This window comes from Pseudomonas sp. SP16.1 (assembly GCF_052682975.1).
Window position 1 is genome coordinate 4,819,584 of the sequence record NZ_JBQYFZ010000001.1, and the last position, 25,948, is coordinate 4,845,531.

The 25,948-nt window shown below is 67.2% G+C and carries 20 protein-coding genes; 13 read left to right on the plus strand and 7 right to left on the minus strand.

Translation table 11 applies throughout. The annotated features are described in order from the left end of the window. Positions 1–30: 30 nt before the first annotated feature. From ACUTAF_RS22765 to ACUTAF_RS22790, 6 genes are all read left to right on the plus strand, one after another. A complete protein-coding gene (locus tag ACUTAF_RS22765) occupies positions 31–1,404 on the plus strand; it encodes an aspartate aminotransferase family protein (RefSeq protein WP_445582094.1) in 1,374 nt (457 codons plus the stop codon). Positions 1,405–1,533: 129 nt separating this feature from the next. Then, positions 1,534–2,628: a polyamine ABC transporter substrate-binding protein gene (locus ACUTAF_RS22770; protein ID WP_445582095.1), complete on the plus strand. Its 1,095-nt coding sequence runs from the start codon at positions 1,534–1,536 to the stop codon at positions 2,626–2,628. Positions 2,629–2,936: 308 nt separating this feature from the next. After that, positions 2,937–3,971, plus strand: coding sequence for a polyamine ABC transporter substrate-binding protein (locus tag ACUTAF_RS22775; RefSeq protein ID WP_445582496.1), 1,035 nt, complete (start codon positions 2,937–2,939; stop codon positions 3,969–3,971). A 54-nt stretch (positions 3,972–4,025) separates the two neighbouring features. Then, positions 4,026–5,180, plus strand: coding sequence for a polyamine ABC transporter ATP-binding protein (potA, locus tag ACUTAF_RS22780; RefSeq protein ID WP_445582096.1), 1,155 nt, complete (start codon positions 4,026–4,028; stop codon positions 5,178–5,180). Positions 5,181–5,203: 23 nt separating this feature from the next. Continuing rightward, positions 5,204–6,085, plus strand: coding sequence for an ABC transporter permease subunit (locus tag ACUTAF_RS22785; RefSeq protein ID WP_445582497.1), 882 nt, complete (start codon positions 5,204–5,206; stop codon positions 6,083–6,085). Further along, positions 6,082–6,948, plus strand: coding sequence for an ABC transporter permease subunit (locus ACUTAF_RS22790; protein WP_445582097.1), 867 nt, complete (start codon positions 6,082–6,084; stop codon positions 6,946–6,948). The genes ACUTAF_RS22785 and ACUTAF_RS22790 overlap by 4 nt, the downstream gene beginning before the upstream one ends. Positions 6,949–7,044: 96 nt before the next feature. Here ACUTAF_RS22790 and ACUTAF_RS22795 read toward each other — a convergent pair whose 3' ends face one another. Beyond that, entirely contained in the window at positions 7,045–8,409 is a 1,365-nt protein-coding gene (locus ACUTAF_RS22795) for a CYTH domain-containing protein (RefSeq protein ID WP_445582098.1), read from the minus strand. 111 nt (positions 8,410–8,520) lie between these two features. On the opposite strand from ACUTAF_RS22795, the gene ACUTAF_RS22800 reads away from it, so the two are divergent. The 4 genes from ACUTAF_RS22800 to argA all read left to right on the plus strand — a co-directional run bounded on the left by ACUTAF_RS22800 (position 8,521) and on the right by argA (position 13,107). Continuing rightward, complete coding sequence (locus ACUTAF_RS22800; protein ID WP_445582099.1) at positions 8,521–9,198, plus strand: TIGR00153 family protein; 678 nt, start codon at positions 8,521–8,523, stop codon at positions 9,196–9,198. A 38-nt stretch (positions 9,199–9,236) separates the two neighbouring features. Beyond that, entirely contained in the window at positions 9,237–10,505 is a 1,269-nt protein-coding gene (locus ACUTAF_RS22805) for an inorganic phosphate transporter (RefSeq protein WP_445582100.1), read from the plus strand. A 69-nt stretch (positions 10,506–10,574) separates the two neighbouring features. Beyond that, positions 10,575–11,741 carry an acetylornithine deacetylase gene (gene argE, locus ACUTAF_RS22810; RefSeq protein ID WP_445582101.1) on the plus strand — a complete coding sequence of 389 codons (1,167 nt, stop codon included), beginning with the start codon at positions 10,575–10,577 and terminating at the stop codon, positions 11,739–11,741. Between the two features lie 67 nt (positions 11,742–11,808). Then, positions 11,809–13,107, plus strand: a complete 1,299-nt coding sequence (gene argA, locus ACUTAF_RS22815) for an amino-acid N-acetyltransferase (RefSeq protein ID WP_445582102.1) — start codon at positions 11,809–11,811, stop codon at positions 13,105–13,107. A 93-nt stretch (positions 13,108–13,200) separates the two neighbouring features. On the opposite strand, the gene rmf is transcribed toward argA, so the two are convergent. From rmf to ACUTAF_RS22835, 4 genes are all read right to left on the minus strand, one after another. Continuing rightward, complete coding sequence (rmf, locus tag ACUTAF_RS22820; RefSeq protein ID WP_445582103.1) at positions 13,201–13,392, minus strand: ribosome modulation factor; 192 nt, start codon at positions 13,390–13,392, stop codon at positions 13,201–13,203. Positions 13,393–13,516: 124 nt separating this feature from the next. Further along, positions 13,517–15,097: a glutamate--cysteine ligase gene (gene gshA / locus ACUTAF_RS22825; RefSeq protein ID WP_445582104.1), complete on the minus strand. Its 1,581-nt coding sequence runs from the start codon at positions 15,095–15,097 to the stop codon at positions 13,517–13,519. Positions 15,098–15,199: 102 nt separating this feature from the next. Next, positions 15,200–15,586 carry a PaaI family thioesterase gene (locus tag ACUTAF_RS22830; protein WP_445582105.1) on the minus strand — a complete coding sequence of 129 codons (387 nt, stop codon included), beginning with the start codon at positions 15,584–15,586 and terminating at the stop codon, positions 15,200–15,202. Next, positions 15,583–17,910 (minus strand): Tex family protein, encoded by a 2,328-nt coding sequence (locus ACUTAF_RS22835; protein ID WP_445582106.1) that lies wholly within the window; start codon positions 17,908–17,910, stop codon positions 15,583–15,585. The genes ACUTAF_RS22830 and ACUTAF_RS22835 overlap by 4 nt, the downstream gene beginning before the upstream one ends. Before the next feature lie 306 nt (positions 17,911–18,216). On the opposite strand from ACUTAF_RS22835, the gene ompR reads away from it, so the two are divergent. From ompR to ACUTAF_RS22850, 3 genes are all read left to right on the plus strand, one after another. Then, the gene (gene ompR, locus ACUTAF_RS22840) at positions 18,217–18,954 is read left to right on the plus strand and encodes an osmolarity response regulator transcription factor OmpR (RefSeq protein ID WP_445582107.1); all 738 of its coding nucleotides are present in this window, start codon (positions 18,217–18,219) and stop codon (positions 18,952–18,954) included. A gap of 130 nt (positions 18,955–19,084) precedes the next feature. Beyond that, a complete protein-coding gene (locus tag ACUTAF_RS22845; protein WP_445582108.1) occupies positions 19,085–20,401 on the plus strand; it encodes an ATP-binding protein in 1,317 nt (438 codons plus the stop codon). 141 nt (positions 20,402–20,542) lie between these two features. After that, on the plus strand, positions 20,543–24,295 hold the full coding sequence (locus ACUTAF_RS22850; RefSeq protein WP_445582109.1) for a bifunctional diguanylate cyclase/phosphodiesterase: 3,753 nt from the start codon (positions 20,543–20,545) through the stop codon (positions 24,293–24,295). A gap of 227 nt (positions 24,296–24,522) precedes the next feature. Here the strand turns inward: ACUTAF_RS22850 and rimK are convergent, their stop codons facing one another. Both rimK and rimB read right to left on the minus strand, forming a co-directional pair. After that, on the minus strand, positions 24,523–25,428 hold the full coding sequence (gene rimK / locus ACUTAF_RS22855; protein ID WP_445582110.1) for a 30S ribosomal protein S6--L-glutamate ligase: 906 nt from the start codon (positions 25,426–25,428) through the stop codon (positions 24,523–24,525). Beyond that, positions 25,425–25,895, minus strand: a complete 471-nt coding sequence (gene rimB, locus ACUTAF_RS22860) for a retropepsin-like aspartic endopeptidase RimB (protein WP_445582111.1) — start codon at positions 25,893–25,895, stop codon at positions 25,425–25,427. The genes rimK and rimB overlap by 4 nt, the downstream gene beginning before the upstream one ends. Between the last annotated feature and the right edge of the window lie 53 nt (positions 25,896–25,948).

Here is a 25,948-nt window from a genome sequence, read left to right on the forward strand (position 1 = left end):
CGCGGCCCGTGCAATAAAGGTGTTGCTGTCATGAACAAGCAAGCGAACAACCCCAAGACCGCCCAGTGGCAGGCCCTGAGCCGCGCCCATCACCTGGCGCCGTTCAGCGACTACAGGCAGCTGGCCGAGAAGGGCCCGCGGATCATCACCGAGGCGAAGGGCGTGCATCTGTGGGACAGCGAGGGCAACAAGATCCTCGACGGCATGGCCGGGCTGTGGTGCGTGGCGGTGGGCTATGGCCGCGAGGAGCTGGTCGAGGCGGCCAGCCGGCAGATGCGCCAGTTGCCGTTCTACAACACCTTCTTCCAGACCGCCCACCCGCCGGTGCTGGAGCTGGCCCAGGCCATCGCCGCGCTGGCCCCGGCCGGCATGAACCATGTGTTCTTCACCGGTTCGGGTTCCGAGGGCAACGACACCATGCTGCGCCTGGTGCGCCATTACTGGGCGTGCCAGGGCCAGCCGAACAAGAAGATCATCATCGGCCGCGACAACGGCTACCACGGCTCCACCGTGGCCGGCGCCAGCCTCGGCGGGATGAAGTTCATGCACGAGCAGGGCGACCTGCCGATCCCGGGCATCGCCCATATCCCGCAGCCGTACTGGTTCGGCGAGGGTGGCGACAAGTCGCCGGAAGAATTCGGCATCTGGGCCGCCGACCAGCTGGAGCAGAAGATTCTCGAGTTGGGCGAGGACAAGGTCGCCGCCTTTATCGCCGAGCCGATCCAGGGCGCCGGCGGCGTGATCATCCCGCCGGACTCCTACTGGCCGCGGATCAAAGAGATCCTGGCCAAGTACGACATTTTGTTCGTCGCCGACGAGGTGATCTGCGGCTTCGGCCGCACCGGGCAGTGGTTCGGCAGCCAGTACTACGACCTCAAGCCCGACCTGATGACCATCGCCAAGGGCCTGACCAGCGGCTACGTGCCGATGGGCGGGCTGATCGTCAGCGACAAGGTGTTCGACGTCATCGAGGCGCACGGCGACTTCAACCACGGCTTCACCTATTCCGGCCACCCGGTGGCGGCGGCGGTGGGCCTGGAGAACCTGCGCATTCTCAAGGAGGAGGGCATCGTCGAGCGGGTTCGGACGGAAACGGCACCCTATTTGCAAAGTCGTCTGCGCGAGCTGGCCGACCATCCGCTGGTGGGCGAGGTGCGCGGCCTGGGCATGCTCGGCGCGATCGAGCTGGTGCAGGACAAGGCCACGCGCAAGCGCTACCCGAATGAGGTGGGCGCGGGCATGGTCTGCCGCGGACACTGCTTTAATAACGGTCTGATCATGCGCGCCGTGGGCGACACCATGATCATCGCGCCGCCTCTGGTGATCAGCCGCGCGGAAATCGACGAGCTGGTGGAGAAGGCGCGCAAGTGCCTGGATCTGACCTTGGCGGAGCTTTCGGCCTGATGGCCGCAGGCCACGGAAAGTTGTCAGCGATGCCATGACCTTGCCAGACTGCGCCAGTGCGTTGGCCAGCCTCACCGGAAGGGCCTGCGCACCTTCCGGAATACCGACACAACAACAGGAGCTGTACGCATGAAAACATTCGGCAAAACCCTTCTAGCGTTGTCCCTGGCCGCCACCGTGGCCGGCACCGCGCAGGCCGAGGACAAAGTGCTGCACGTTTACAACTGGTCCGACTACATCGCCGAGGACACCCTGGACAACTTCCAGAAGGAAACCGGCATCAAGGTGGTCTACGACGTCTTCGACAGCAACGAAGTGCTGGAAGCCAAGCTGCTCTCCGGCGGCTCGGGCTACGACGTGGTGGTGCCGTCCAACCAGTTCCTCGCCAAGCAGATCAAGGCCGGCGTGTTCCAGAAGCTGGACAAGTCCAAGTTGCCGAACTGGCAGAACCTCAACCCCGACCTGATGAAGGCGCTGGAAAATGCCGACCCGGGCAACCAGTACGCCTTCCCCTACCTGTGGGGCACCACCGGCATCGGCTACAACCCGGAGAAGGTCAAGGCCGCCCTCGGCGTCGACACCATTGATTCCTGGGACGTGCTGTTCAAGCCGGAGAACATGGAGAAACTGAAATCCTGCGGCGTGGCCATGCTCGACGCCCCGGACGAAGTCTATGCCGCCGCGCTGCACTACCAGGGTCTGAACCCCAACCCGACCAGCACCGACGACGTGGCCAAGGCCGAAGAACTGCTGATGAAGGTGCGCCCGTACGTCACCTACTTCCACAGCTCCAAGTACATCTCCGACCTGGCCAACGGCGAGATCTGCGTGGCCCTGGGCTGGTCCGGCGACGTGTTCCAGGCGCAGGCCCGCGCCGAGGAAGCGAAGAACGGCGTGCCGGTGGCCTACGCCATTCCCAAGGAAGGCGCCGCCTCCTTCTTCGACATGATGGCCATCCCCGCCGATGCCAAGAACGTCGAAGCCGCGCACACCTTCCTCAACTACATCCTGACCCCGGAAGTGATCGCGCCGATCTCCGACTACGTCGCCTACCCCAACGGCAACGCCAAGGCCACCCCGCTGGTCGCCGAGGAAATCCGCAACAACCCGGGCATCTACCCGACCGAAGAAGCCTCGAAGAAGCTCTACACCTTCTCCGAGCTGAGCCCGTCGGTGCAGCGTGCGATCACCCGCAGCTGGACCAAGGTCAAGTCCGGCCGCTAAGGGCTGCTGCAACTCCGTCTGCGGCGGGTTCGCCCGTCGCAGATCACGATAATAAGAAGGAAACCCGTATGCGTTGTTCGACCCTTGCGGCGGGCCGTCTGGCCGAGCCGATCGGAACCTTGCTCTGCGACCCGGCGACCATTTCCCACGCAGGATGAGCGGCGCCGCGACGCCCTGGACAGCAAGGATATTTCCGCTAAAGTGCCGGCCTTTTTTTCGGGCGGCCCGATAGAGAAGAGGAACTGCGTGTGCGAACTTTCTTCGGCAAGACCCTGATCACCAGCGCCCTGACGCTGGGCCTTGGCACCATGGCCCAGGCGGCGGGGAGCGTGCATATCTACAACTGGAGCGACTATATCGGCGAGGACACCCTGGCCCAGTTCGAGGCGGCCACTTCGATCAAGCCGCTGTACGACGTGTTCGACTCCAACGAGACCCTCGAAGGCAAGCTGCTCGCCGGCCGCTCCGGCTACGACATCGTGGTGCCTTCCAACCATTTCCTCGGCAAGCAGATCAAGGCCGGCGCCTTCCAGAAGCTGGACAAGGCCAAGCTGGCGAACTGGAACAACCTCGACCCGGCGCTGCTCAAGCAGCTGGAAACCAACGACCCGGGCAACCAGTACGCCGTGCCCTACCTGTGGGGCACCAACGGCATCGGCTACAACGTCGAGAAGATCAAGGCGGTGCTCGGCGTCGACAGCATCGACTCCTGGGCGGTGCTCTTCGAACCGGAGAACATGGCCAAGCTCAGCCAGTGCGGCGTGGCCTTCCTCGATTCGGCCGACGAGATGATCCCCTCGGTGCTCAACTACCTGGGCCTCGACCCCAACAGCACCAATCCGGATGACTATGCCAAGGCCGAGGCCAAGCTGCTGGCGGTGCGTCCCCATGTCACCTACTTCCACAGCTCCAAGTACATCGGCGACCTGGCCAACGGCGAGATCTGCGTCGCCGCGGGCTTCTCCGGCGACATCCTGCAGGCCGCGGACCGCGCCGAGGAAGCCGGCAAGGGCATCGAGATCGCCTACAGCATTCCCAAGGAAGGCGGCAACCTGTGGTTCGACATGCTGGCCATTCCGGCCGACGCGGCGAACGTCGAGCAGGCCCATGCCTTTATCGATTTCCTCCTGCAGCCGCAGGTGATAGCCGAAGTCAGCGACTACGTCGGCTACGCCAACCCCAATACCCAGGCGGGCGCGCTGATGGACCAGGAGGTGCGCAACGACCCGTCCGTGTACCCGCCGCAGGCGGTACTGGACAAGCTGTTCATCTCGGCCGAATTGCCGGTCAGGGTGCAGCGTCTGATGACCCGTAGCTGGACCAGGATCAAGTCGGGTCAGTAACCCTTCCCGTCCGGCCGTGGGGGTCGGGCGCAATCTTCCGGGAGTTTTCCAATAATGGCTGTTGCCTCCAGCGCCTACAAAAAAGCCCTCGAGGGGGACCAGACACCGAAAGAGGTGCTGGTCAAGATCGACCGGGTGACCAAGAAGTTCGATGAGACCATCGCCGTCGACGATGTCTCGCTGACCATCAACAAGGGCGAGATCTTCGCCCTGCTCGGTGGCTCCGGTTCGGGCAAGTCGACCCTGCTGCGCATGCTCGCCGGCTTCGAACGGCCCACTTCCGGGCGCATCATTCTCGATGGCGTCGACATCACCGACATGCCGCCCTACCAGCGGCCGATCAACATGATGTTCCAGTCCTACGCGCTGTTCCCGCACATGAGCGTGGCCGACAACATCGCCTTCGGCCTCAAGCAGGACGGCCTGCCCAAGGCCGAGATCGAAGCGCGCGTGGCCGAGATGCTCAAGCTGGTGCACATGACCCAGTACGCCAAGCGCAAGCCGCACCAACTGTCCGGCGGCCAGCGCCAGCGCGTGGCCCTGGCCCGCTCACTGGCGAAAAGGCCCAAGCTGCTGCTGCTCGACGAGCCGATGGGCGCGCTGGACAAGAAGCTGCGTTCGCAGATGCAGCTGGAGCTGGTAGAGATCATCGAGCGGGTCGGTGTGACCTGCGTGATGGTCACCCACGACCAGGAAGAGGCCATGACCATGGCCCAGCGCATCGCCATCATGCACCTGGGCTGGATCGCCCAGACCGGCAGCCCGGTGGATATCTACGAGACCCCGGCCAGCCGCCTGGTGTGCGAGTTCATCGGCAGCGTCAACCTGTTCGACGGCCAGATCAGCACCGACGAGGCCGACCACGCGATCATCGACTGCCCGCAGCTGGACAAGCCGATCTACATCGGCCACGGCGTCACCACCCGTGCCGAGGACAAGAAGGTCAGCTACGCCCTGCGCCCGGAAAAACTGCTGATGGCCAGCGAGCTGCCGGCCGATCACGAGTACCCCGAGTACAACTGGAGCCGCGGCCACGTGCACGACATCGCCTACCTCGGCGGCCACTCGGTGTACCACGTCAAACTCACCTCCGGGCAGATCGTGCAGTGCTTCATCGCCAACGCCGAGCGCCGCGGCAAGCGCCCGACCTGGGACGATCCGGTGGTGGTGTACTGGGAAGACGACAGCGGCGTGGTACTGCAATCATGAAACTGGCCAAACTCTCGCGCTACCTGCCCAGCGGGCGGCATGCCGTGATCGGCGTGCCCTTCCTCTGGCTGTTCATGTTCTTCCTGCTGCCCTTCGTCATCGTGCTGAAGATCAGCTTCGCCGAAGCCGCCGTGGCGATTCCGCCCTATACGGAGATCTACGAGTGGGCGGACAGCAAGCTGACGCTGCTGCTGAACCTGGGCAACTACATCTTCCTCACCGAGGATGCGCTGTACCTGTCGGCCTACCTGGGCTCGCTGCAGGTCGCCTTCTTCAGCACCCTGCTGTGCCTGCTGATCGGCTACCCCATGGCCTACGCCATCGCCCGCGCGCCGAAGGAACACCAGACGGTGCTGCTGCTGCTGATCATGATGCCGACCTGGACCGCGATCCTGATCCGCGTCTACGCCTGGATGGGCATCCTCGGTAACAACGGCCTGCTCAACAATCTGCTGATGGGCATGGGCCTGATCGACACGCCGCTGCAGATCCTCAATACCAACGTGGCGGTCTACATCGGTGTGGTGTACTCGTACTTGCCGTTCATGATCCTGCCGCTCTACGCCAACCTGGTGAAGCACGACCTCAGCCTGCTGGAGGCCGCCTCCGACCTGGGTTCGAGCAACTTCAACAACTTCTGGAGAATCACCGTGCCGCTGTCGAAGAACGGCATCATCGCCGGCTCCATGCTGGTGTTCATCCCGGTGGTCGGCGAGTTCGTCATCCCCGAACTGCTCGGCGGCCCGGAGACCCTGATGATCGGCAAGGTGCTGTGGCAGGAGTTCTTCAACAATCGCGACTGGCCGGTGGCCTCGGCCCTGGCGGTGGTGATGCTGGCGATCCTGATCGTGCCCATCATTCTCTTCAACCGTAACCAAGCCAAAGAGTTGGAGGGCCGGCCATGAAGCGTTTCAGTTTCGCCAATATCATGCTCTGGGCGGGCCTGCTGTTCATCTACCTGCCCATGGTCATCCTGGTGATCTACTCGTTCAACGCCTCGCGGCTGGTGACGGTGTGGGGCGGCTGGTCGGTGAAGTGGTACGTCGGCCTGCTCGACAACACCCAGCTGATGAACTCGGTGATGCGCTCGCTGGAGATCGCTTGCTACACCGCCATCGCCGCGGTGGCGCTGGGCACCCTGGCGGCCTTCGTGCTCACCCGGGTCACCCACTTCAAGGGCCGCACCCTGTTCGGCGGCCTGGTCACCGCGCCGCTGGTGATGCCCGAGGTGATCACCGGCCTGTCGCTGCTGCTGCTGTTCGTGCTGATGGCGCAGCTGATCGGCTGGCCGGCGCAGCGCGGCATGACCACCATCTGGATCGCCCACACCACCTTCTGCTCGGCCTACGTGGCGGTGGTGGTGTCGGCGCGCCTGCGCGAGCTGGACCTGTCCATCGAGGAGGCAGCCATGGACCTGGGCGCCAAGCCGTGGAAGGTGTTCTTCCTGATCACCGTGCCGATGATCGCGCCGTCGCTGGCGGCGGGGGCGATGATGTCCTTCGCCCTGTCGCTGGACGACCTGGTGCTGGCCAGCTTCGTCTCCGGTCCCGGCTCCACCACCCTGCCGATGGAGATCTTCTCCGCCGTGCGCCTGGGGGTGAAACCGGAGATCAACGCGGTGGCCAGCCTGATCCTGCTGGCGGTGTCGCTGGCCACATTCCTCGCCTGGTTCTTCGCCCAGCGTACCGAGGAGCGGCGCAAGAAGGCCCTGCAGCAGGCGATGGACGAGACCGCCAACCCGTCCTGGCAGCCGCAGCGCGCCGGCTGACCGGCGTCATGCAAACGACAACGGGCCCCGCGGGGCCCGTTGTTCATGGTGTCGCTAATCGGCGAGTAGGCTGCGCCGTGCGCACCGAGTCTTGCGCTATTTCACTAGCGCCTTCCAGGCCCTGAGGCTCTGCACGATTTGCGCCTGGGTCGCGCGCAGCTGGCGCTGTTCGTCGTCCAGCGGCTGCTGGGCCAGCAACTGCAGCTTGTTCAGCTCGCCGTACAGACGGTCGCTCTCGGCTACCTCGAGCACCCCGCGGGCCAGGCGCAGCCAGACCAGCAGGCGCTCCAGGCGCGGCAGCTGCTCGGCCAGGTCTTCCGGCTGCTGCTGGTAGCGGCGCAGTTGCAGGGCGGCGCCCTCGTCGGCGAGCAGGGTGGGCAGCCAGCTGCCCAGCGCCGCAGCGCCCTGGCGGTTGCCGCGATTGCTGCGCTCGACCGCCCAGCCACGTGTCAGCAGCCAGTGCGACAGCTGCAGCGACAGCAGGCCCCAGCGGCAGCCGTCCAGCTCGGCGGCGAACAGCGCCGGGGCGTTGCGGCGCATGCTGTCGTCGCTCTGGCCCGCGGCCAGGCGCGGGCGCCAGTCGGCAAGCAAGGCGTCGAGCTGCTCGCGCAGCTGACGCGAGCTGGCGCGCGGCGCGGCCTGGCCGAGGCTGGCGAGCAGGGCGCGCAGGTCGATCAACTGCGCCAGCCAGTCCTGCAGCAGGCTCCAATGGCCGTTGAAACGGTACTGTTCGGCCAGGCGCTGGCTGGCGCCGAGCAGGTGCCAGGCAAGCGCGGCGAAGCCGTCGTCCAGCGGCATTGCGGCGCTCGGCTGCGGCGCCGGCAGGCTCAGGCTGTAGCTGCCGGCATCGAACAGGCGATAGCCGCGCTCGGCCTTGCTGATGTCGCAGGGCATCAGCGGCAGCTCGGCAGCCAGCTCGCAGGCCAGTTCCAGCAGCGCGGCCGGCTCCCCCTGGCGCAGCTCCAGCTCCAGCTCGCAGATTTCTTCCTCGCCCTCGCCGGCGATCACCTTGCCCAGATCCAGTGCGGCTTCGATGACCACCTTGGCCTTGCCACGGCCCCAGGCGATCTCGGCCTTCTCGCGGACGAAATCGGTGGAGAACAGCGGCTGCAGGGTTTTCTTGTCCAGCTCGGCCAGGCTCGCCGGCCAGCAACTGTCGTCGAGCTTCTTCAGGTCCAGCTTGGCCTTGCTCACGTACCAGTCCCACTCGTTGCGCTCGGACAGACCGGCGACGCTCTGGCCGCGGGTCTTGAGGGTCTGGATGAACTGCTCGCCATCGCGGCGCAGGCGCAGCGCAACCTTGGCGCCGGCCAGTTCGCGATCGGGCGTGTCGTAGTACTGGTTGAACAGTTCGACGCGCTGCCAGCCGCTCTTGTTGCGCTTCTTCAGCAGCGGGTGCTCGCGCAGGGCGGCCAGGGTGGCGCGGCTGGCGCGCAGTTTGATTTCGGTTTCTTTGACCATGATGGAAAGCTAAGACGCCTGTAGGAAATTATGACGGTACGATGACACGCGCTGGCGGTGGGCGAAGCCGATCCCTATACTTGCCGCCTTCTCAGAACGGGGGGTTACCCTATGCCTATCAATCCCTTTGTCAGCCTGTTCGGCCGTTCGCCCATCGGCCCGATGCAGCAGCATATCGCCAAGGCCCACGAGTGCGCGGCGAACCTGGTGCCCTTCTTCGAGGCCGTGATGGCCGAGGACTGGGCCAGGGTGGAGCAGGTGCAACAGGAGATGTCCCGGCTCGAGCACGAGGCCGACAAGCTCAAGAAGAGCGTTCGCTTGCACCTGCCCAAGAGCCTGTTCCTGCCGGTGCCGCGCTCGGATCTGCTGGAGCTGCTCAGTGTACAGGACAAAGTCGCCAACCGCGCCAAGGACATCGCCGGGCTGATGCTTGGCCGCCAGATGAGCATTCCGCAGGACCTGCAGCCGCTGATGCGTACCTACGTGCAGCGCAGCGTGGACGCCAGTGCCCAGGCGCTGAAGGCGATGAACGAACTGGACGAGCTGCTGGAAACCGGTTTCGCCGGCCGCGAAGCGGTGCTGGTGGAGACCCTGATCGAAGAGCTGGGCGTGATCGAGCAGGACACCGATCGCCTGCAGATCGAAGTGCGGCGCAACCTGTTCAGGCTGGAGAAGGAGCTTCCTCCGGTCGATGTGATGTTCCTCTATCAGATCATCGACTGGATCGGCGATGTCGCCGACCGTGCCCAGCGTGTGGGCAACCGACTGGAACAACTGCTGGCGCGCTAAGCGCCAGTGTCCTTTCTGGGATCGACGGAAACTAACTTATGTCTCTGATTGCGGACTACGGGCTCGTCCTGCTGGTGCTTGCCTGCCTTTTCGGTTTTTTCATGGCCTGGGGTGTCGGCGCCAATGACGTGGCCAACGCCATGGGTACCTCGGTCGGCTCGCGTGCGCTGACCATCAAGCAGGCGATCCTGATCGCCATGGTCTTCGAGTTCGCCGGCGCCTACCTGGCCGGCGGCCAGGTTACCGAGACCATCAAGAGCGGCATCGTCGATGCCTCGATGATCAGCCCCAACCTGATGGTGCTGGGCATGATGTCGGCGCTGCTGGCGGCCGGCACCTGGCTGCTGGTGGCATCCACCCGCGGCTGGCCGGTGTCCACCACCCACTCCATCGTCGGCGCGGTGATCGGTTTCGCCGCTGTCGGCGTGTCCATGGATGCGGTGCACTGGAGCGGCGTCGGCCCCATCGTCGCCAGCTGGGTGATCTCGCCGGTGCTCTCCGGGGTGGTCGCGTTCGGCGTGTTCGTCAGCGTGCAGAAGCTGATCATCGACACCGACAAGCCGTTCGCCAACGCCAAGCGCTACGTGCCGGTCTACATGTTCCTCACCGGCTTCATGGTGTCGATCATGACCCTGACCAAGGGCCTCAAGCACGTCGGCCTGCACCTTTCCAGCGGCGAGGGCTTCCTGCTCTCCGTCGCCATCGGGGTGCTGGTGACGCTGCTCGGCATCGGCCTGCTCAGCCGCATCAAGGTCGACGTGGAGGCGGACAAGAGCTTCCACTTCGCCAGCGTGGAGAAGGTGTTCGCCGTGCTGATGATCTTCACCGCCTGCGCCATGGCCTTCGCCCACGGCTCCAATGACGTGGCCAACGCGGTGGGGCCGCTGGCGGCCATCGTCGGGGTGATCCAGAGCGGTGGCGAGGCGGTCGGTGCCAAGGCGGCGCTGCCGGCCTGGGTCCTGCTGCTCGGCGCCGTGGGTATCGTGGTCGGCCTGGCCACCTACGGCTACAAGGTGATCGCCACCATCGGCAAGGAAATCACCGAGCTGACCCCCAGCCGCGGCTTCGCCGCCGAGCTGGCCACCGCCACCACCGTGGTCGGCGCCTCGGCCATCGGCCTGCCGGTGTCCACCACCCATACCCTGGTCGGTGCCGTGCTCGGCGTCGGCATCGCCCGTGGTATCGGCGCGCTGAACCTGGGGGTGATCGGCAAGATCTTCATGTCCTGGCTGATCACCCTGCCGGTGGGCGCGGCCCTGTCGATCTTCTTCTTCTTCATCCTGCGCGGGCTGTTCGGCGGGGTCTGATCCCGCCCTGGCGGTTTCACCTGAAGGACGATGCCCCTATGATGGGGGCACCGTCCCAGGAGAGCGCCGATGCCCCTGCCATCCTTCCAAGAGCAGTTCGCCGCGCTGATCGCCGCGCCCTCGGTGAGCTGTACCCAGCCGCGCTGGGATCAGAGCAACGCGCCGGTGATCGAACTGCTCGCCGCCTGGCTCGGCGATCTCGGCTTCGCCTGCGAGACCCAGCAAGTCGCCCCCGGCAAGTTCAACCTGCTGGCCAGCTACGGCAGCGGTCCCGGCGGCCTGGTGCTGGCCGGCCACAGCGACACCGTACCCTTCGACGCCGCACTGTGGCAGAGCGACCCGCTCAAGCTGACCGAGGTCGGCGACCGTTGGGTGGGCCTCGGCAGTTGCGACATGAAGGGCTTCTTCGCGCTGGTCATCGAGGCGGTGCGGCCGCTGCTCGATCAGCCTTTCCGGCAACCGCTGCTGATCCTCGCCACCTGCGACGAGGAAAGCTCCATGGCCGGCGCCCGCGCCCTGGCCGAGGCCGGTCGGCCGCTGGGACGCGCCGCGGTGATCGGCGAGCCGACCGGCCTGAGGCCGATTCGCCTGCACAAGGGCATCATGATGGAGCGCATCGACATCCTCGGGCAGAGCGGCCATTCCTCCGATCCGGCGCTCGGCCATAGCGCGCTGGAGGCCATGCAGGACGTGATGGGCGAGCTGCGCGGACTGCGCGCGCAGTGGCAGCGTGAATTCGACAACCCGCAGTTCGGCGTACCGCAACCGACGCTGAACCTGGGCTGCATCCATGGCGGCGACAATCCCAACCGGATCTGCGGCCAGTGCGCCCTGGAATTCGACCTGCGCCCGCTGCCGGGCATGGACCCGCAGCAGCTGCGCGAGGCGATCCGCGCCAAACTGCAGCCGCTGGCCCTCAAGCACCAGGTGCGCATCGACTACGGCCCGTTGTTCCCCGCGGTGCCGCCGTTCGAGCAGGGCGCGGACAGCGAGCTGGTGCGCCTGGCCGAGGGACTGACGGGGCATGCGGCACAGGCGGTGGCGTTCGCCACCGAGGCGCCTTATCTTCAGCAGCTCGGCTGCGAGACCCTGGTGCTCGGCCCCGGTGACATCGATTGTGCGCACCAGCCCGGCGAACACCTCGAGCTGGCCCGCATCGAGCCGACCGTGCGCCTGCTGCGCCAGCTTATCCAGCATTACTGCCTGACCCGGAGCCACGACGTGCAGCGACGATGAGAGAAGCCTTCGAACCTGCCATGGCGGGTTGACCCGCCCCCTGTCTCGACGCTCAAACGGATCTTTCATGCACGACTACGTCAACTGGCTGCGCCACGCTTCGCCCTATATCAACGCCCACCGCGACTGCACCTTCGTGGTCATGCTGCCGGGCGAGGGTGTCGCCCACCCGAACTTCGCCAATATCGTCCACGACCTGGTGCTGCTGCACAGTCTCGGCGTGCGCCTGGTCCTGGTGCACGGCTCGCGCCCGCAGATCGAGGCGCGCCTGGCCGCCCGTGGGCTGACCCCGCACTTTCATCGCGACCTGCGCATCACCGACGCGCCGACCCTGGAGTGCGTGATCGACGCGGTCGGCCAGCTGCGCATCGCCATCGAGGCGCGCCTGTCGATGGACATGGCCGCCTCGCCGATGCAGGGCTCGCGCCTGCGCCTGACCAGCGGCAATTTCGTCACCGCCAGGCCGATCGGCGTGCTCGACGGCGTCGACTACCACCACACCGGCGAGGTGCGCCGCATCGACCGCAAGGGCATCAACCGCCAGCTCGACGAGCGCAGCATCGTGCTGCTGTCGCCGCTCGGCTACTCGCCCACCGGGGAAATCTTCAACCTGGCCTGCGAGGACGTCGCCACCCGCGCCGCCATCGACCTGGGCGCCGACAAGCTGCTGCTGTTCGGCGCCGAGGACGGCCTGCTCGACGAGCAGGGCAGGCTGGTGCGCGAGCTGCGCCCGCAGCAGGTGCCGGCGCACCTGGCGCGGCTGGGCAGCAACTACCAGGGCGAGCTGCTCGATGCCGCAGCCCAGGCCTGCCGCGGCGGCGTGGGGCGCAGCCATATCGTCAGTTACGCCACCGATGGCGCGCTGCTCAGCGAGCTGTTCACCCGCACCGGCAACGGCACCCTGGTGGCCCAGGAGCAGTTCGAAGCGCTGCGCGAGGCGACCATCGAGGACGTCGGCGGGCTGATCGAGCTGATCAGTCCGCTGGAGGAGCAGGGCATCCTGGTGCGTCGTTCACGCGAGGTGCTGGAACGCGAGATCGAGCAGTTCAGCATCGTCGAGCGCGAAGGCCTGATCATCGCCTGCGCCGCGCTCTACCCGATCGCCGACTCCGATTGCGGCGAGCTGGCCTGTCTGGCGGTCAACCCCGACTACCGCCACGGCGGTCGCGGCGACGAGCTGCTGGCACGGATCGAGGCACGGGCGCGGGCGCTGGGGCTCAGGACCCTGTTCGTGCTCACCACGCGCACCGCCCACTGGTTCCGCGAGCGCGGTTTCGAGCCGAGCAGCGTCGAGCGCATGCCGGCCGCGCGCGCCTCGCTGTACAACTACCAGCGCAATTCCAAGGTGTTCGAGAAGGCGTTGTAGGGGCGACGAATTGTTTGCCGTAGGGTGGATCGCGCTTCACCGATCCACCGCTTGGTGGATGTAAAAGGCGACATCCACCCTACGCCCTACGCATCAGGCGCTGTGCTGCTGCAGGCGCAGCTGTTCATGACCGTCGTCCCAGCCGGCCTCCCAGGCGGCGGCGGGGATTTCGTCGGGATAGGGTTGGCGGTTTCTGGCCTGGCCGGTGAGGCCGGCCATATAGCCTTGCTGGTAGGCCTTGGTCAGGCTCTCCAGGCTCCATTGCGGCGTGGCGTCGTCGGCCATGGTCGCTGCTCGTCTTCGTCCTTTACCCCGCCATGCTAGCTGCCCGCGCATCCCGAGGCACGGCCGTCGCTCCCGGCTTTCGCTCCGCTGGCTGGCTTTGTGACCCAGTCGACGATTCGCCGGCTCACTCCGCCAAAGCCAGGATGCTGGCCTGATAGGCGGCGACGAAGGCGTCGAAGTCGCCCTGGGGCTGGGCCTCCAGCGCTACCTGCTCGGCCAGCGAGCGCTGCGCAGCCTGCTCGAAGGCAGCCTGCTGCTCGGCGTCGAGCGGCCGGCTGCGCAGGTACTCGGCGTGGCGCCGGCTCTGCTGCAGGGCGAAGTCGGCGAAGCTGGTGCCCTGGCGCAGCGCCGCCAGCACCTGCGCCGAAGGCGTCAGGTCGGCATCCTCGACCTTGGCCTGTTGCATATCCAGGGCTTCGCCGTGCGCCGCCCCGCCCTGGCTGCGGTCGAGCAGCTCGGCCAGCGGGCGGATGCGTTCGAGCAGCTCGAAGGCCCAGGCCTTGAGTTCGATCGGTTGGCCGCCTCGCTGCAGGTGCAGCCCGGGGCGGCGACCTTCCTTGACCACCTTGAGGAAGTTGTCGGTACAGCTGCGGCACTCGCCGCCTTCCAGCAGCGGGCTGTCTTCGAGGGCGCAAAACAGCAGGAAGGCGTCGATGAAACGCGCCTGGGCCAGGTCGATGCCCAGCGGCAGGAAGGGGTTGATGTCCAGGCAGCGCACTTCGACGTACTGCACGCCGCGGTTCATCAGCGCCTGGATCGGTCGCTCGCCGCTGCGGGTGACGCGCTTGGGCCTGATGCTCGAGTAGTACTCGTTCTCGATCTGCAGGATGTTGGTGTTGAGCTGCTGCCACTGGCCATCGCGCTTGATGCCGGCCTCGACATAGGCCGGGTAGGGCGTGGCCACGGCCAGGCGCAGACTGTCGGTGTAGCTGGCCAGGTCGTTGTAGCAGGGGGTCAGGCCGGACTGGGCGCTGCTCTGGTAGCCCAGGTCGCTCATGCGCAGGCTGGTGGCATGGGGCAGATACAGGGTGATGGCGTCCAGTTCCTGCAGCTGGTGCGGGCGGCCGCGCATAAAGCCCTTGTCCAGCGCCGGCGAGGCGCCGAACAGGTACATCAGCAGCCAGCTGTAGCGGCGGAAGTTGCGGATCAGCGCGATATAGCGCGCCGACTGGTAGTCGCGCGCGCTCTGCGTATCGCCTTCGGCCTGCTGCTGCAGCTGCCACAGCGCCTCGGGCAGGGAGAAGTTGTAGTGGATGCCGGCGATGCACTGCATGGTCTTGCCGTAGCGCAACGCCAGGCCCTTGCGGTAGACGTACTTGAGCCGGCCGATATTGGAGCTGCCGTAGCGGGCGATGGGAATGTCCTCCTCGTCCGGCAGAGTGCAGGGCATCGACGGGCTCCACAGCAGCTCGTCGTCCAGCTGGCTGTAGACGAAGCGGTGGATGCGTTCCAGCTCGTCCAGCGTGGCGGCCGGGTCGGTGGCGGTGCCGGTGATGAATTCCAGCAGCGACTCGGAATAGTCGGTGGTGATCTGCGCATGGGTCAGCGCCGAGCCCAGCGCCTGCGGGTGCGGGGTCAGGGCCAGCTGGCCGTCCTGCTCGACGCGCAGGCATTCGCGCTCGATGCCATGCAGGCACTGGCCCAGCAGGGACAGGTGGGCCGGCTCGCCGAGCAGGGCCAGGCGGCGGGAGAGAAGATCGCTCAAGATGCACTTCCTAACTGGGCAGTCGCCACAATATGGGGATCGCCCCGGCACTCTGCAAGGGGCGGGCGGTTACCCAGCTTAGATCGGCGAGCGCGGCGCCGGTTACACGCAGGCGAAGGTGCCTTGTGCCTTGGCGACCAGCTTGTCGCCCTGCAGCACTTCCGCTTCCACCACCTGGGTGCGGCGACCGGCATGCAGCACCTTGGCGTGGCACAGCACGCTGCCTTCGGACACCGGGCGGATGTAGTTGATCTTGCACTCCAGGGTCACGCTGCTCGGCCCGCCATCGCCGAGGCTGTGGCTGGCCTGGCCCATGGCGGTGTCGATCAGCGAGAACAGTGCGCCGCCGTGCAGCTTGCCGTGCAGGTTGCGCAGCTCGTCGGTGAGGCTCAGGCGCACACGCGCCTCGCCGCCGCCGACCTGGAGAATCTCCAGGCCGAGCAGGCGGGAAAAGGCGCTGCTGGCGCCGACCTTGTCGCTCGTGCTCATTTCTTCAACTGCTTGGCGTTGGCGAACAGGGCAGCCATGCCGCCGCTGGCGGGGGCCGGTTTGTCCTGGCTGGAATGACGCTCGCTGCGCGGCGCGTTGCCGCCACGGTTGCCAGCGCGCGATTGTCCGCCGCGTTGGCCGTCGACCTTCTCGCCGGGGGTATCGCCCATGCGCATGGACAGGGCGATGCGGTTGCGCGGGATATCCACCTCCATCACCTTGACCTTGACCACGTCGCCGGCCTTGACCGCCTCGTGCGGATCCTTGATGAACTTCTCCGACAGCGCGCTGATGTGCACCAGGCCGTCCTGGTGCACGCCGATGTCGACGAAGGCGCCGAAGTTGGTGACGTTGGTCACCACACCCTCGAGCACCATGCCCAGCTTGAGGTCCTTGAGGGTTTCCACGCCTTCCTGGAACTCGGCGGTCTTGAACTCCGGACGCGGGTCGCGCCCGGGCTTGTCCAGTTCCTTGAGGATGTCGCCGACGGTGACCAGGCCGAAGCGCTCGTCGGTGAACTTGGCCGGGTCGAGGCGCTTGAGAAAGCCCGAGTCGCCGATCAGCGAGCGGATGTCGCGGCCGGTGTCCTGGGCGATGCGCTCGACCAGCGGGTAGGTTTCCGGGTGCACCGCCGAGGCGTCCAGCGGGTTGTCGCCGTTCATCACGCGGAGGAAGCCGGCGGCCTGCTCGAAGGTCTTCTCGCCCAGGCGCGGCACCTTCTTCAGCTCGGCGCGGGTCTTGAACGCGCCGTTCTGGTCGCGATGGGCGACGATATTCTGCGCCAGGGTCGCATTCAGCCCGGAGATGCGCGCCAGCAGCGCGGCGGAGGCGGTGTTCACATCCACGCCGACGGCGTTCACGCAGTCCTCGACCACGGCGTCCAGCGAGCGCGCCAGCTTGAGCTGCGACACGTCGTGCTGGTACTGGCCGACGCCGATGGATTTCGGGTCGATCTTCACCAGCTCGGCCAGCGGGTCCTGCAGGCGGCGGGCGATGCTCACGGCGCCGCGCAGCGACACGTCCAGCTCGGGGAACTCGCGCGCGGCCAGCTCCGAGGCCGAGTACACCGAAGCGCCGGCCTCGGAGACCATCACCTTGGTCAGCTTGAGGCCCGGCACCTTCTTGATCAGCTCGGCGGCCAGCTTGTCGGTCTCGCGGCTGGCGGTGCCGTTGCCGATGGAGATCAGGTCGACGCCGTGCTTGGCGCACAGCTTGGCGAGGACCGCCAGGGTGCCGTCCCAGTCGTTGCGCGGCGCGTGCGGGTAGACGGTGGCGGTTTCCAGCACCTTGCCGGTGGCATCGACCACCGCCACCTTGCAGCCGGTACGCAGGCCCGGGTCGAGCGCCAGAGTGGCGCGCGGGCCGGCCGGCGCGGCCAGCAGCAGGTCGTGCAGGTTGCGGGCGAACACGGCGATGGCCTCGTCCTCGGCCTTCTCGCGCAGCTCGCCGAGCAGGTCGGTTTCCAGGTGGTTGTACAGCTTGACCTTCCAGGTCCAGCGCACCACCTCGGCCAGCCACTTGTCGGCGGCGCGGCCTTGCGCGCTGATGCCGAAGCGCTCGCCGATCATCAGCTCGCAGGGGTGCAGGGTGCCGGGCAGCTCCTCGCCGACCTTCAGGCTGGCGCTGAGGATGCCCTCGTTACGGCCGCGGAAGATCGCCAGGGCGCGGTGCGACGGCACGCCCTTGAGCGCTTCGTCGTGCTCGAAGTAGTCGCTGAACTTGGCCCCTTCGTTTTCCTTGCCCGGCACCAGGCGGGCGCTGAGGGTGGCGTGGTCCTTGAGGAAGCTGCGCAGCTTGTCGAGCAGCGCAGCGTCTTCGGCGAAGCGCTCCATCAGGATGTACTTGGCGCCTTCGAGCACGGCCTTGACGTCGGCGAAGCCTTTCTCGGCGTCGATAAAGCGTTCGGCTTCGCTTTCCGGGAACAGCTCGGGATTGCCGAACAGCGCATCGGCCAGCTCGCCGAGGCCGGCTTCCAGGGCGATCTGGCCCTTGGTGCGGCGCTTCTGCTTGTACGGCAGATACAGGTCTTCCAGGCGCGTCTTGGTGTCGGCCAGGGCGATCTCGCGCTTGAGTTCGGGAGTGAGCTTGCCCTGTTCCTCGATGCTGGCGAGGATCGCCACGCGGCGCTCGTCCAGTTCGCGCAGGTAGCGCAGGCGCTCTTCCAGGTGGCGCAGCTGGGTGTCGTCGAGGCTGCCGGTCACCTCTTTGCGGTAACGGGCGATAAAGGGCACGGTGGAACCTTCGTCGAGCAGGGCCACGGCGGCGGCGACCTGTTGCGGGCGCACGCCCAGTTCTTCGGCGATGCGGTTGTTGATGCTGTCCATAAAAAAGCTACCCACAGGGCGGCCATGCCGGCGGCACGGCGCGCGCGAATCAATTGAGTCGACTTGGCCGTGAGCGCCCTTGCCCGCGTCCATGCCATGGCGGCAGAGGGGCGGAGGAGGGGCGCTGTGCGACTGCCAGGTCGAGGCGGCGGCGCATTATAAACACCGCATCCGCCGGCGCTGGGAACCGTTCGGGGAAAAATCTGCTAACAATGGCTGGAGCGCCCGCCAGGGCGCCTGAGCCATAATGCCGCCATTCCAGCCTGGCCGCGCGGCGCGCGAGCGGGCTTCAGCCAAGGAGTTGCCATGAGCCACAGCGCCCCCGCCGCCGAAGGCGAGAAGATCCTGATCGTCGACGACGACGCCCGTCTGCGTCGCCTGCTTGAGCGTTTCTTCGACGAACAGGGTTATCGCGTGCGCGCCGTGGAGAACGTCGAGCAGATGGATCGCCTGCTGGCCCGCGAGCTGTTCAACCTGGTGGTGCTCGACCTGATGCTGCCCGGCGAGGACGGCCTGTCCGCCTGCCGCCGGCTGCGCGAGGCGAACAACCAGATCCCGATCATCATGCTCACCGCCAAGGGCGACGAGTCCAGCCGCATCCAGGGCCTGGAGCTGGGTGCCGACGACTACCTGGCCAAGCCGTTCAATCCGCGCGAGCTGCTGGCGCGGATCAAAGCCGTGCTGCGCCGTCAGGCGCCGGTGGTGCCCGGCGCGCCGGGCAGCGAGGACGAGAGCGTCAGCTTCGGCGAGTACGAGCTGTCGCTGGCCACCCGCGAGCTGAAGAAGGGCGATGCCGTGCACATGCTCACCACCGGCGAGTTCGCCGTGCTCAAGGCGCTGGTGCAGCATGCCCGCGAGCCGCTGACCCGCGACAAGCTGATGAACCTGGCCCGCGGCCGCGAATGGGATGCGCTGGAGCGCTCCATCGACGTGCAGATCAGTCGCCTGCGCCGGCTGATCGAGCCGGACCCGTCCAAACCGCGCTATATCCAGACGGTCTGGGGCGTGGGCTACGTCTTCGTGCCGGATGGGAATAAGTCCTAGGGTGGATGACGCCTCTCTCATCCACCCTGGCATCGTTCGATGGATCTTCACCCGGTGGATCGATAAAGCGTGATCCACCCTGCGCCAGGCACTCCGCCGCGCGTGCCCACACAGGTGTTGTGCTACCTCGATGAAAACCCCGCTCTGGTTCCCGCAAAGCTTCTTCGCCCGCACCCTCTGGCTGGTGCTGATCGTCGTACTGTTTTCCAAGGCGCTGACCCTGGTCTACCTGATGATGAACGAGGACATGCTGGTCGACCGCCAGTACAGCCACGGCGCGGCGCTGACCCTGCGCGCCTACTGGGCGGCCAACCCCGAGGACCGCGTGCACATCGCCCAGGCCGCGGGGCTCAAGCGCATCCCGCGCGACAAGGTGCCGGCCAGCGAGCAGCACTGGCCCTACAGCGAGATATTCCAGCGGCAGATGCAGACCGAGCTGGGCCCGGATACCGAGGTACGGGTGCGCGCCACCACGCCGCCGGCGCTCTGGGTGCGCGCGCCGAGCCTGGGTGACGAGTGGCTGCGCGTGCCGATGTACCCGCACCCGCTGCGCGGCCAGCGCATCTGGAGCGTGCTCGGCTGGTTCCTCGGCATCGGCCTGCTGTCCACCGCGGCGGCCTGGATTTTCGTCCGCCAGCTCAGCGCACCGCTCAAGCGCCTCGTGTTCGCCGCCCGCCAGCTCGGTCAGGGGCGCAGCGTGCGCCTGCCTATCGGTGACACGCCGAGCGAGATGGCCGAGGTCTATCGCGCCTTCAACCAGATGGCCGAAGACGTCGAGCAGGCCGCGCGCGAACGCGAGCTGATGTTGGCCGGGGTCTCGCACGACCTGCGCACGCCGCTGACCCGCCTGCGCCTGGCGCTGGAATTCATGCACAGCGACTCGGAGCTGACCGAGGACATGGTGCGCGACATCGAAGACATGGACGCCATTCTCGACCAGTTCCTCGCCTTCATCCGCGACGGTCGCGACGAGCCGGTGGAGGAGGCGGACTTCGCCGAGCTGGTGCGCGACACGCTGGCGCCCTACAACCAGAATGGCGAGCGCGTGCGCCTGTGCCTGGAGGCCATCCCGGCGTTTCCGCTGCGCCGGGTGTCGATCAAGCGCCTGCTCACCAACCTGGTGGAGAACGCCCTCAACCATGGCGGCGGCGACGCCGTGGAGGTGGTCGCCAGCCTGGCCGGCGATCACAGCGCGCCCTATGTGGTGCTCAGCGTGCTGGACCGCGGCAGCGGCATCGATCCTGCCGAGCTGGACAGCATCTTCAACCCCTTCATCCGCGGCGATCGCGCCCGTGGCGGCCGCGGCACCGGTCTCGGCCTGGCCATAGTACGGCGCATCGCCGCGCTGCATGGCGGCAGCGTGGAGTTGCGCAACCGCTCCGGCGGCGGCCTGGAGGCAAGGGTGTGCCTGCCGCTGGGGCTGCTGCTGCCGCGCGACGCGGTCTAGCCCCAGTCCGGCTGGCTCGGGCCGGAACCTCCTGCCAGCACCCAGCCAGCGTCCGCGCCACCCTGCTCGGATGCTGGCAATGGGCTGCCTAGAGCCTCGGCGCTGGGCTATGCTGTGCCTGCGCACCGACTCGAGGCCCGCATGTCCACCGCCTTTCCCGCCCGTCTGCCCCTATGGAGTTGGTGGCTACCGCTGCCGCTTTTCCATCTGGGGACCTGGTTGTCCCTGAGCACCCGCCTGAACGACGGCGTGGCGCTGTGCTACCTGCCGTTGGTCCTGGGGCTGGCGCTGTATCTGTGGTGGGGGCCGCGGGTACTGCCGGCGCTCTATCTCAACGCGCTGTTCAGCGCGCCGCTATGGGGGCTGCCCTGGCAGTGGGCGCCGCTCTACGCCTTGCCGGAGACCGCCGCGGTGGCCCTGGGCGGGTGGCTGCTGCGGGGACGCTCGTTCGACCCGGGTCTCGGCCGTCTCTCCGACCTCTTGCGCTTTCTCGCCTGCGGCGTGCTGGCGCCGGTGAGCCTGGTCGCCGTCGCCCTGCAGGGCAACCTCTGGCTCACCGGCTACCAGTCCGACGCGGCATGGCTGCAGGCCAGCCTGGCGCTGTGGCAGGCCGATGCCATCGGCCTGCTGGCGCTGGCCACGCCGCTGCTGGCCTTCGCCACCCCGTGGCTGCGCGCCCGCGGCTGGCTGGAGACGGGCCCGCAGACGGCGCCGGCGCTGGCGATCAGCCGCTCGCCGCACGGCTGGCTGCTGGCCGCCACGGCCTTCGTGGCGCTGATGCTGCTGCTCGGCAACCTGTCGTCGCCGCTGGCGCTGCCCCTGCTGGGCATCGGCATGCTGGTGCTGGCCCTGCGTCATGCCTTTGCCGGCGCGCTGTACGGGGTTCTCCTGGCGTTCGCGGCGACCCTGGTCGTGCCGCTGCTGCGCGGCGAACTCGGCCCCGCCGGGGCGGACCTGCAACGCAGCCTGTTGCAGCTCACCGTGCTGCTGCTGATGAGCGCCGCGCTGCTGATCGGCCGCGTCCTCGGCGATCTGCGCCATGCCCTGGCGCGCAGCACGCAGATGCAACAACAGCTGGCCCTGGCCAACCTGGCCATGGAGGCCAGCCCGCTGGGCGTGACCATCGCCGATGCGCGCCAGCCCGATCTGCCGCTGATCTACAGCAACCCGGCATTCGCCCAGATCAGCGGCTATCGCGCCGACGAGGTAATTGGTCGCAACTGTCGCTTCCTGATCGGCGACGATCGCGACCAGCGCGAGCTGCAGCCGTTGCGCGCCGCCTTGCATGAGGGGCGCAGCGTTCGCGCGGTGCTGCGCAACTACCGCAAGGACGGCAGCCTGTTCTGGAACGAGGTGGTGCTGGCGCCGATGCGCGACGAGCGAGGCATCAGCCACTTCGTCGGCCTGCAGCAGGACGTCACCGTGCGCGAGGAACTGGCCGCCAAGGTCGAGCAGCAGCGCCTGGCCCTGTTGCGCCAGAGCCATCTGTTCAGCCAGACCGAGAGCATCGCCGACATCGGCGGCTGGGTGCTGGAGCTGGCCGACCTGCGCATGTTCTGGAGCGATGGCTGCTATCGCATCGTCGGTCGCGACCTGGCGCTCGGCCCGCCCACCCTGGAGCAGGCGCTGGACTACTACGACGCCGCCAGCCAGGTGCAGATCCGCGATAACCTGGCCGAGGCACTGGCCGGGCGCAACCACTTCGATCTGGAGGCGCGCCTGGCCTCGCGCAGCGGCTGGGTGCGTCTGCGCGGGGTGGCCGAGCGCGACGGCGTCATCCTGGTGCGCGTCTACGGTGCGATCCAGGACATCAGCGAGCGCAAGCGTGCCGAGCAGCAGTTGCGCGAGCGCGACGAACGCCTGCGCCTGTTCTTCGAGGCGCCGCTGATCGGCATGGCGCTGACCACGCCGACCTTCGGCTGGGAGGAAGTCAACCAGAAGCTGTGCAGCATCCTCGGTCGCTCGCGCGAACAGCTGCAGCGCTGCGCCTGGGACGAGCTGTCGCATCCGGACGACCTGGCCGCCGAACAGCAGCATCTGGATGCGGTGCTGGACGGCGACAGCGAGGGCTTCGAGCTGGACAAGCGCTTCCTGCGCGCCGACGGCCAGGTGGTGCACACCCGCCTCAGCCTGCGCGTGGTGCGCAACGGCCAGGGCCATCCGGGGATGTTCCTGCTACTGGTCGAGGACGTCAGCGCCCGCCGCCAGGCCGAGGCGCGCTACCGCACCCTGGTCGAACACGCCCCGGAGGCGATCATGCTGTTCACCCCCGAAGGTGGCATGGTCGACTTCAACGAAAACGCCCTGCGCCTGTTCCGCTATCGCCGCGAGGAGCTGCTGGGCAAGACGGTGCTGGATATCAGCCCGCCGCGCCAGGCCGACGGCCAGCTGTCGGTGGCGATCGGCAAGCACCATCTCAAGCGCGCCATCGCCGGCGAGGCGCCGGTGTTCGAGTGGCTGCACCGCGACAGCGCCGGCCGCCAGCTACCCTGCGAGGTGCGCCTGGTGCGCATGCCGGGCGAGGAGGTGCTGATCCGCGGCAGCGTCACCGACATTTCCGAGCGCCAGCGCTACCAGCGTGAGATCGAGCGGCTGGCCTACAGCGACGAACTGACCGGGCTGCCCAATCGCCGCCTGCTGCTCGACCGCCTGCAGCACGCCATGGACCGCGAGACGCGCGAGGGCAGCCTGGGTGCGCTGCTGTTCATCGATCTGGATCACTTCAAGACCGTCAACGACAGCCTCGGCCACCTGGTCGGCGACGCCCTGCTGCGCGAGGTGACCACCCGCCTGGCGCGCGAGCTGCGCGCCGAGGACACCCTGGCGCGCCTTGGCGGCGACGAGTTCGTGGTGCTGCTGGAGGCGCTCGGCGACGATCCGCGAGTGGTCGCCGAGCACGCTGCCGCGGTGGGCGACAAGCTGCTGCGCGGTTTGCTCGGCAGCTGCGTGATCGACGGCCACGAGCTGTCGATCAGTGCCAGCATCGGCATCGCCCTGCACCCGCTGGACCGGCAGAACGCCGCCGACGTGCTCAAGCAGGCCGATACCGCCATGTACCGGGCCAAGCACGCCGGGCGCAACGCCCTGCATTTCTTCGCTCCGGAGATGCAGGCGGCCATCGACCAGCGTCTGCAGCTGCAGGGCGAACTGCGCCAGGCCATCGCGCGCAACCAGCTGCACCTGGTATTCCAGCCGCAACTGGCGCTGGCCACCGGACGGGTCGCCGGCGCCGAGGTACTGCTGCGCTGGCGCCACCCGGAACGCGGCGATATCCCGCCGGACCAGTTCATCCCGCTGGCCGAGGAGACCGGGCTGATCCAGGACGTCGGCCACTGGGTGCTGGAGCAGGCCTGCGCGGCGCTGAGCCGCTGGCACCAGGACTGGCCGCAGCTGGTGCTGGCGGTCAATCTCAGCCCGCGCGAGCTGCGCCAGGCCGACTGCGTGGCGCGCATCGAGGCCTGCCTGCGCCGCCATGGCGTGCCGGCCACCGCGCTGGAGCTGGAGATCACCGAGGGCGTGCTGCTGGAGGACGTCGACCGCTGCATCGGCAACATGCACCAGCTCAAGACGCTGGGCGTGCGCTTCGCCATCGACGACTTCGGCACCGGTTACTCCTCGCTCACCTACCTCAAGCGCCTGCCGCTGGACCGGCTGAAGATCGACCGCAGCTTCGTCGCCGATCTCGATGGCGAGCAGAGCGGGCGCATGCTGGTGCAGACCATCCTGGTGATCGCCCGCAACCTCGATCTGGAATGCGTGGCCGAGGGCATCGAGCGCGACGCCCAGCTGGAGCTACTGCGCGAGCACGGCTGCTCGCTGGGCCAGGGTTACCTGCTGAGTCGGCCGCTGAGCGAGACGGAACTGCTCGCCTGGCTGGAGGATCACCACCGCTAGGCGGCGCGGGATGTTGCCGTATGCGAGCGCCGCTCTCGTGGGTTAGCCGCCTGTCACGGCTTTTGAAATACCCGCTGTGCTTGCTGCGGCATGACCCACCATCGGCGCAACACGGTCTATCGTCTGGTGGGTTACGCGGCGCACGACCTTCATCTGCGCCTGGAAGAGCGGCATTCGGCGCCGCTAATCCACCCTGCGAAGCTTGCAGCGCCTGTGCCGGTAGCGGTTCAACCCCGCCCCTTGGTACGGGTCTGCCCGGGTTCGGCGTTCTTCTCCAGGTGGTGGATGATCATCCCGGCGACGTCCTTGCCGGTGGTGGTCTCGATGCCTTCCAGGCCCGGCGAGGAATTGACCTCCATCACCAGCGGGCCGTGGTTGGAGCGCAGGATGTCCACTCCGGCGACGTTCAGGCCCATCACCCTGGCGGCGCGCACCGCGGTCATGCGTTCCTCCGGGGTGATCTTGATCAGGCTGGCGGTGCCGCCGCGGTGCAGGTTGGAGCGGAACTCGCCGGCCTTGGCCTGGCGCTTCATCGAGGCGATCACCTTGTCGCCGACCACGAAGCAGCGGATATCGGCGCCGCCGGCCTCCTGGATGTACTCCTGGACCATGATGTCCTGCTTCAGGCCGAAGAAGGCCTCGAGCACCGACTCGGCCGCCTTGTGCGTCTCGGCCAGCACCACGCCCTTGCCCTGGGTGCCCTCGAGCACCTTGATCACCAGCGGCGCGCCGCCGACCATCTGGATCAGGTCGGGAATGTCGTCGGGGGAGTGGGCGAAACCGGTCACCGGCAGGCCGATGCCCTTGCGCGACAGCAGCTGCAGGGCGCGCAGCTTGTCGCGCGAGCGGCTGATGGCCACCGACTCGTTGAGCGGGTAGACGCCCATCATCTCGAACTGGCGCAGCACCGCGCAGCCATAGAAGGTCACCGAGGCGCCGATGCGCGGGATCACCGCGTCGAAGCCCTCCAGCGCCTGGCCGCGGTAGTGGATCTGCGGCTTGTGGCTGGCGATGTTCATATAGGCGCGCAGGGTGTCGATCACCTGCATCTCGTGACCGCGCTGCTGCCCGGCCTCCACCAGGCGACGGGTGGAATACAGGCGCGGGTTGCGCGACAGCACGGCGATCTTCATTGGGCACCTGGGGCGGAGGAGGGGAGAGAGGGTTTGTCCTGCACGTAGCTGAGCGCCGGGTTGACCACCAGCTGTCCGGCGATCAGTGCCTTGGAGCCGAGCAGCACGCGGTAGCGCATGGTCTTGCGGCAGGCCAGGGTGAATTCCACCGGCCACAGGCGATCGCCCAGGGCCAGGTGGGTGCGGATCACGTAGCGGCTCTGCGCCTGGCCATTGGAACTCTTGATGCGCTTGACCGAGACCAGCGCTGCTTCGCAGCGGTGGCGCCGCTGTACCTGGGTGCCGAGGTAGGCGGTGAAGCGCACCCAGTCCTCGCCATCGCGCTGGAACGGCTGGATATCGCTGGCATGCAGGCTCGAGGTGCTGGCGCCGGTGTCGATCTTGGCGCGCAGGCCAACGATGCCGAGCTCGGGTAGATTGATCCACTCGCGCAGGCCGATCACGCTGAGCTGGTCGAAGGTCTTCAAGGTGAGAGTGTCCCCTGCCGGCTACACGGCCTATGATTGCGCGCATTCTAGTA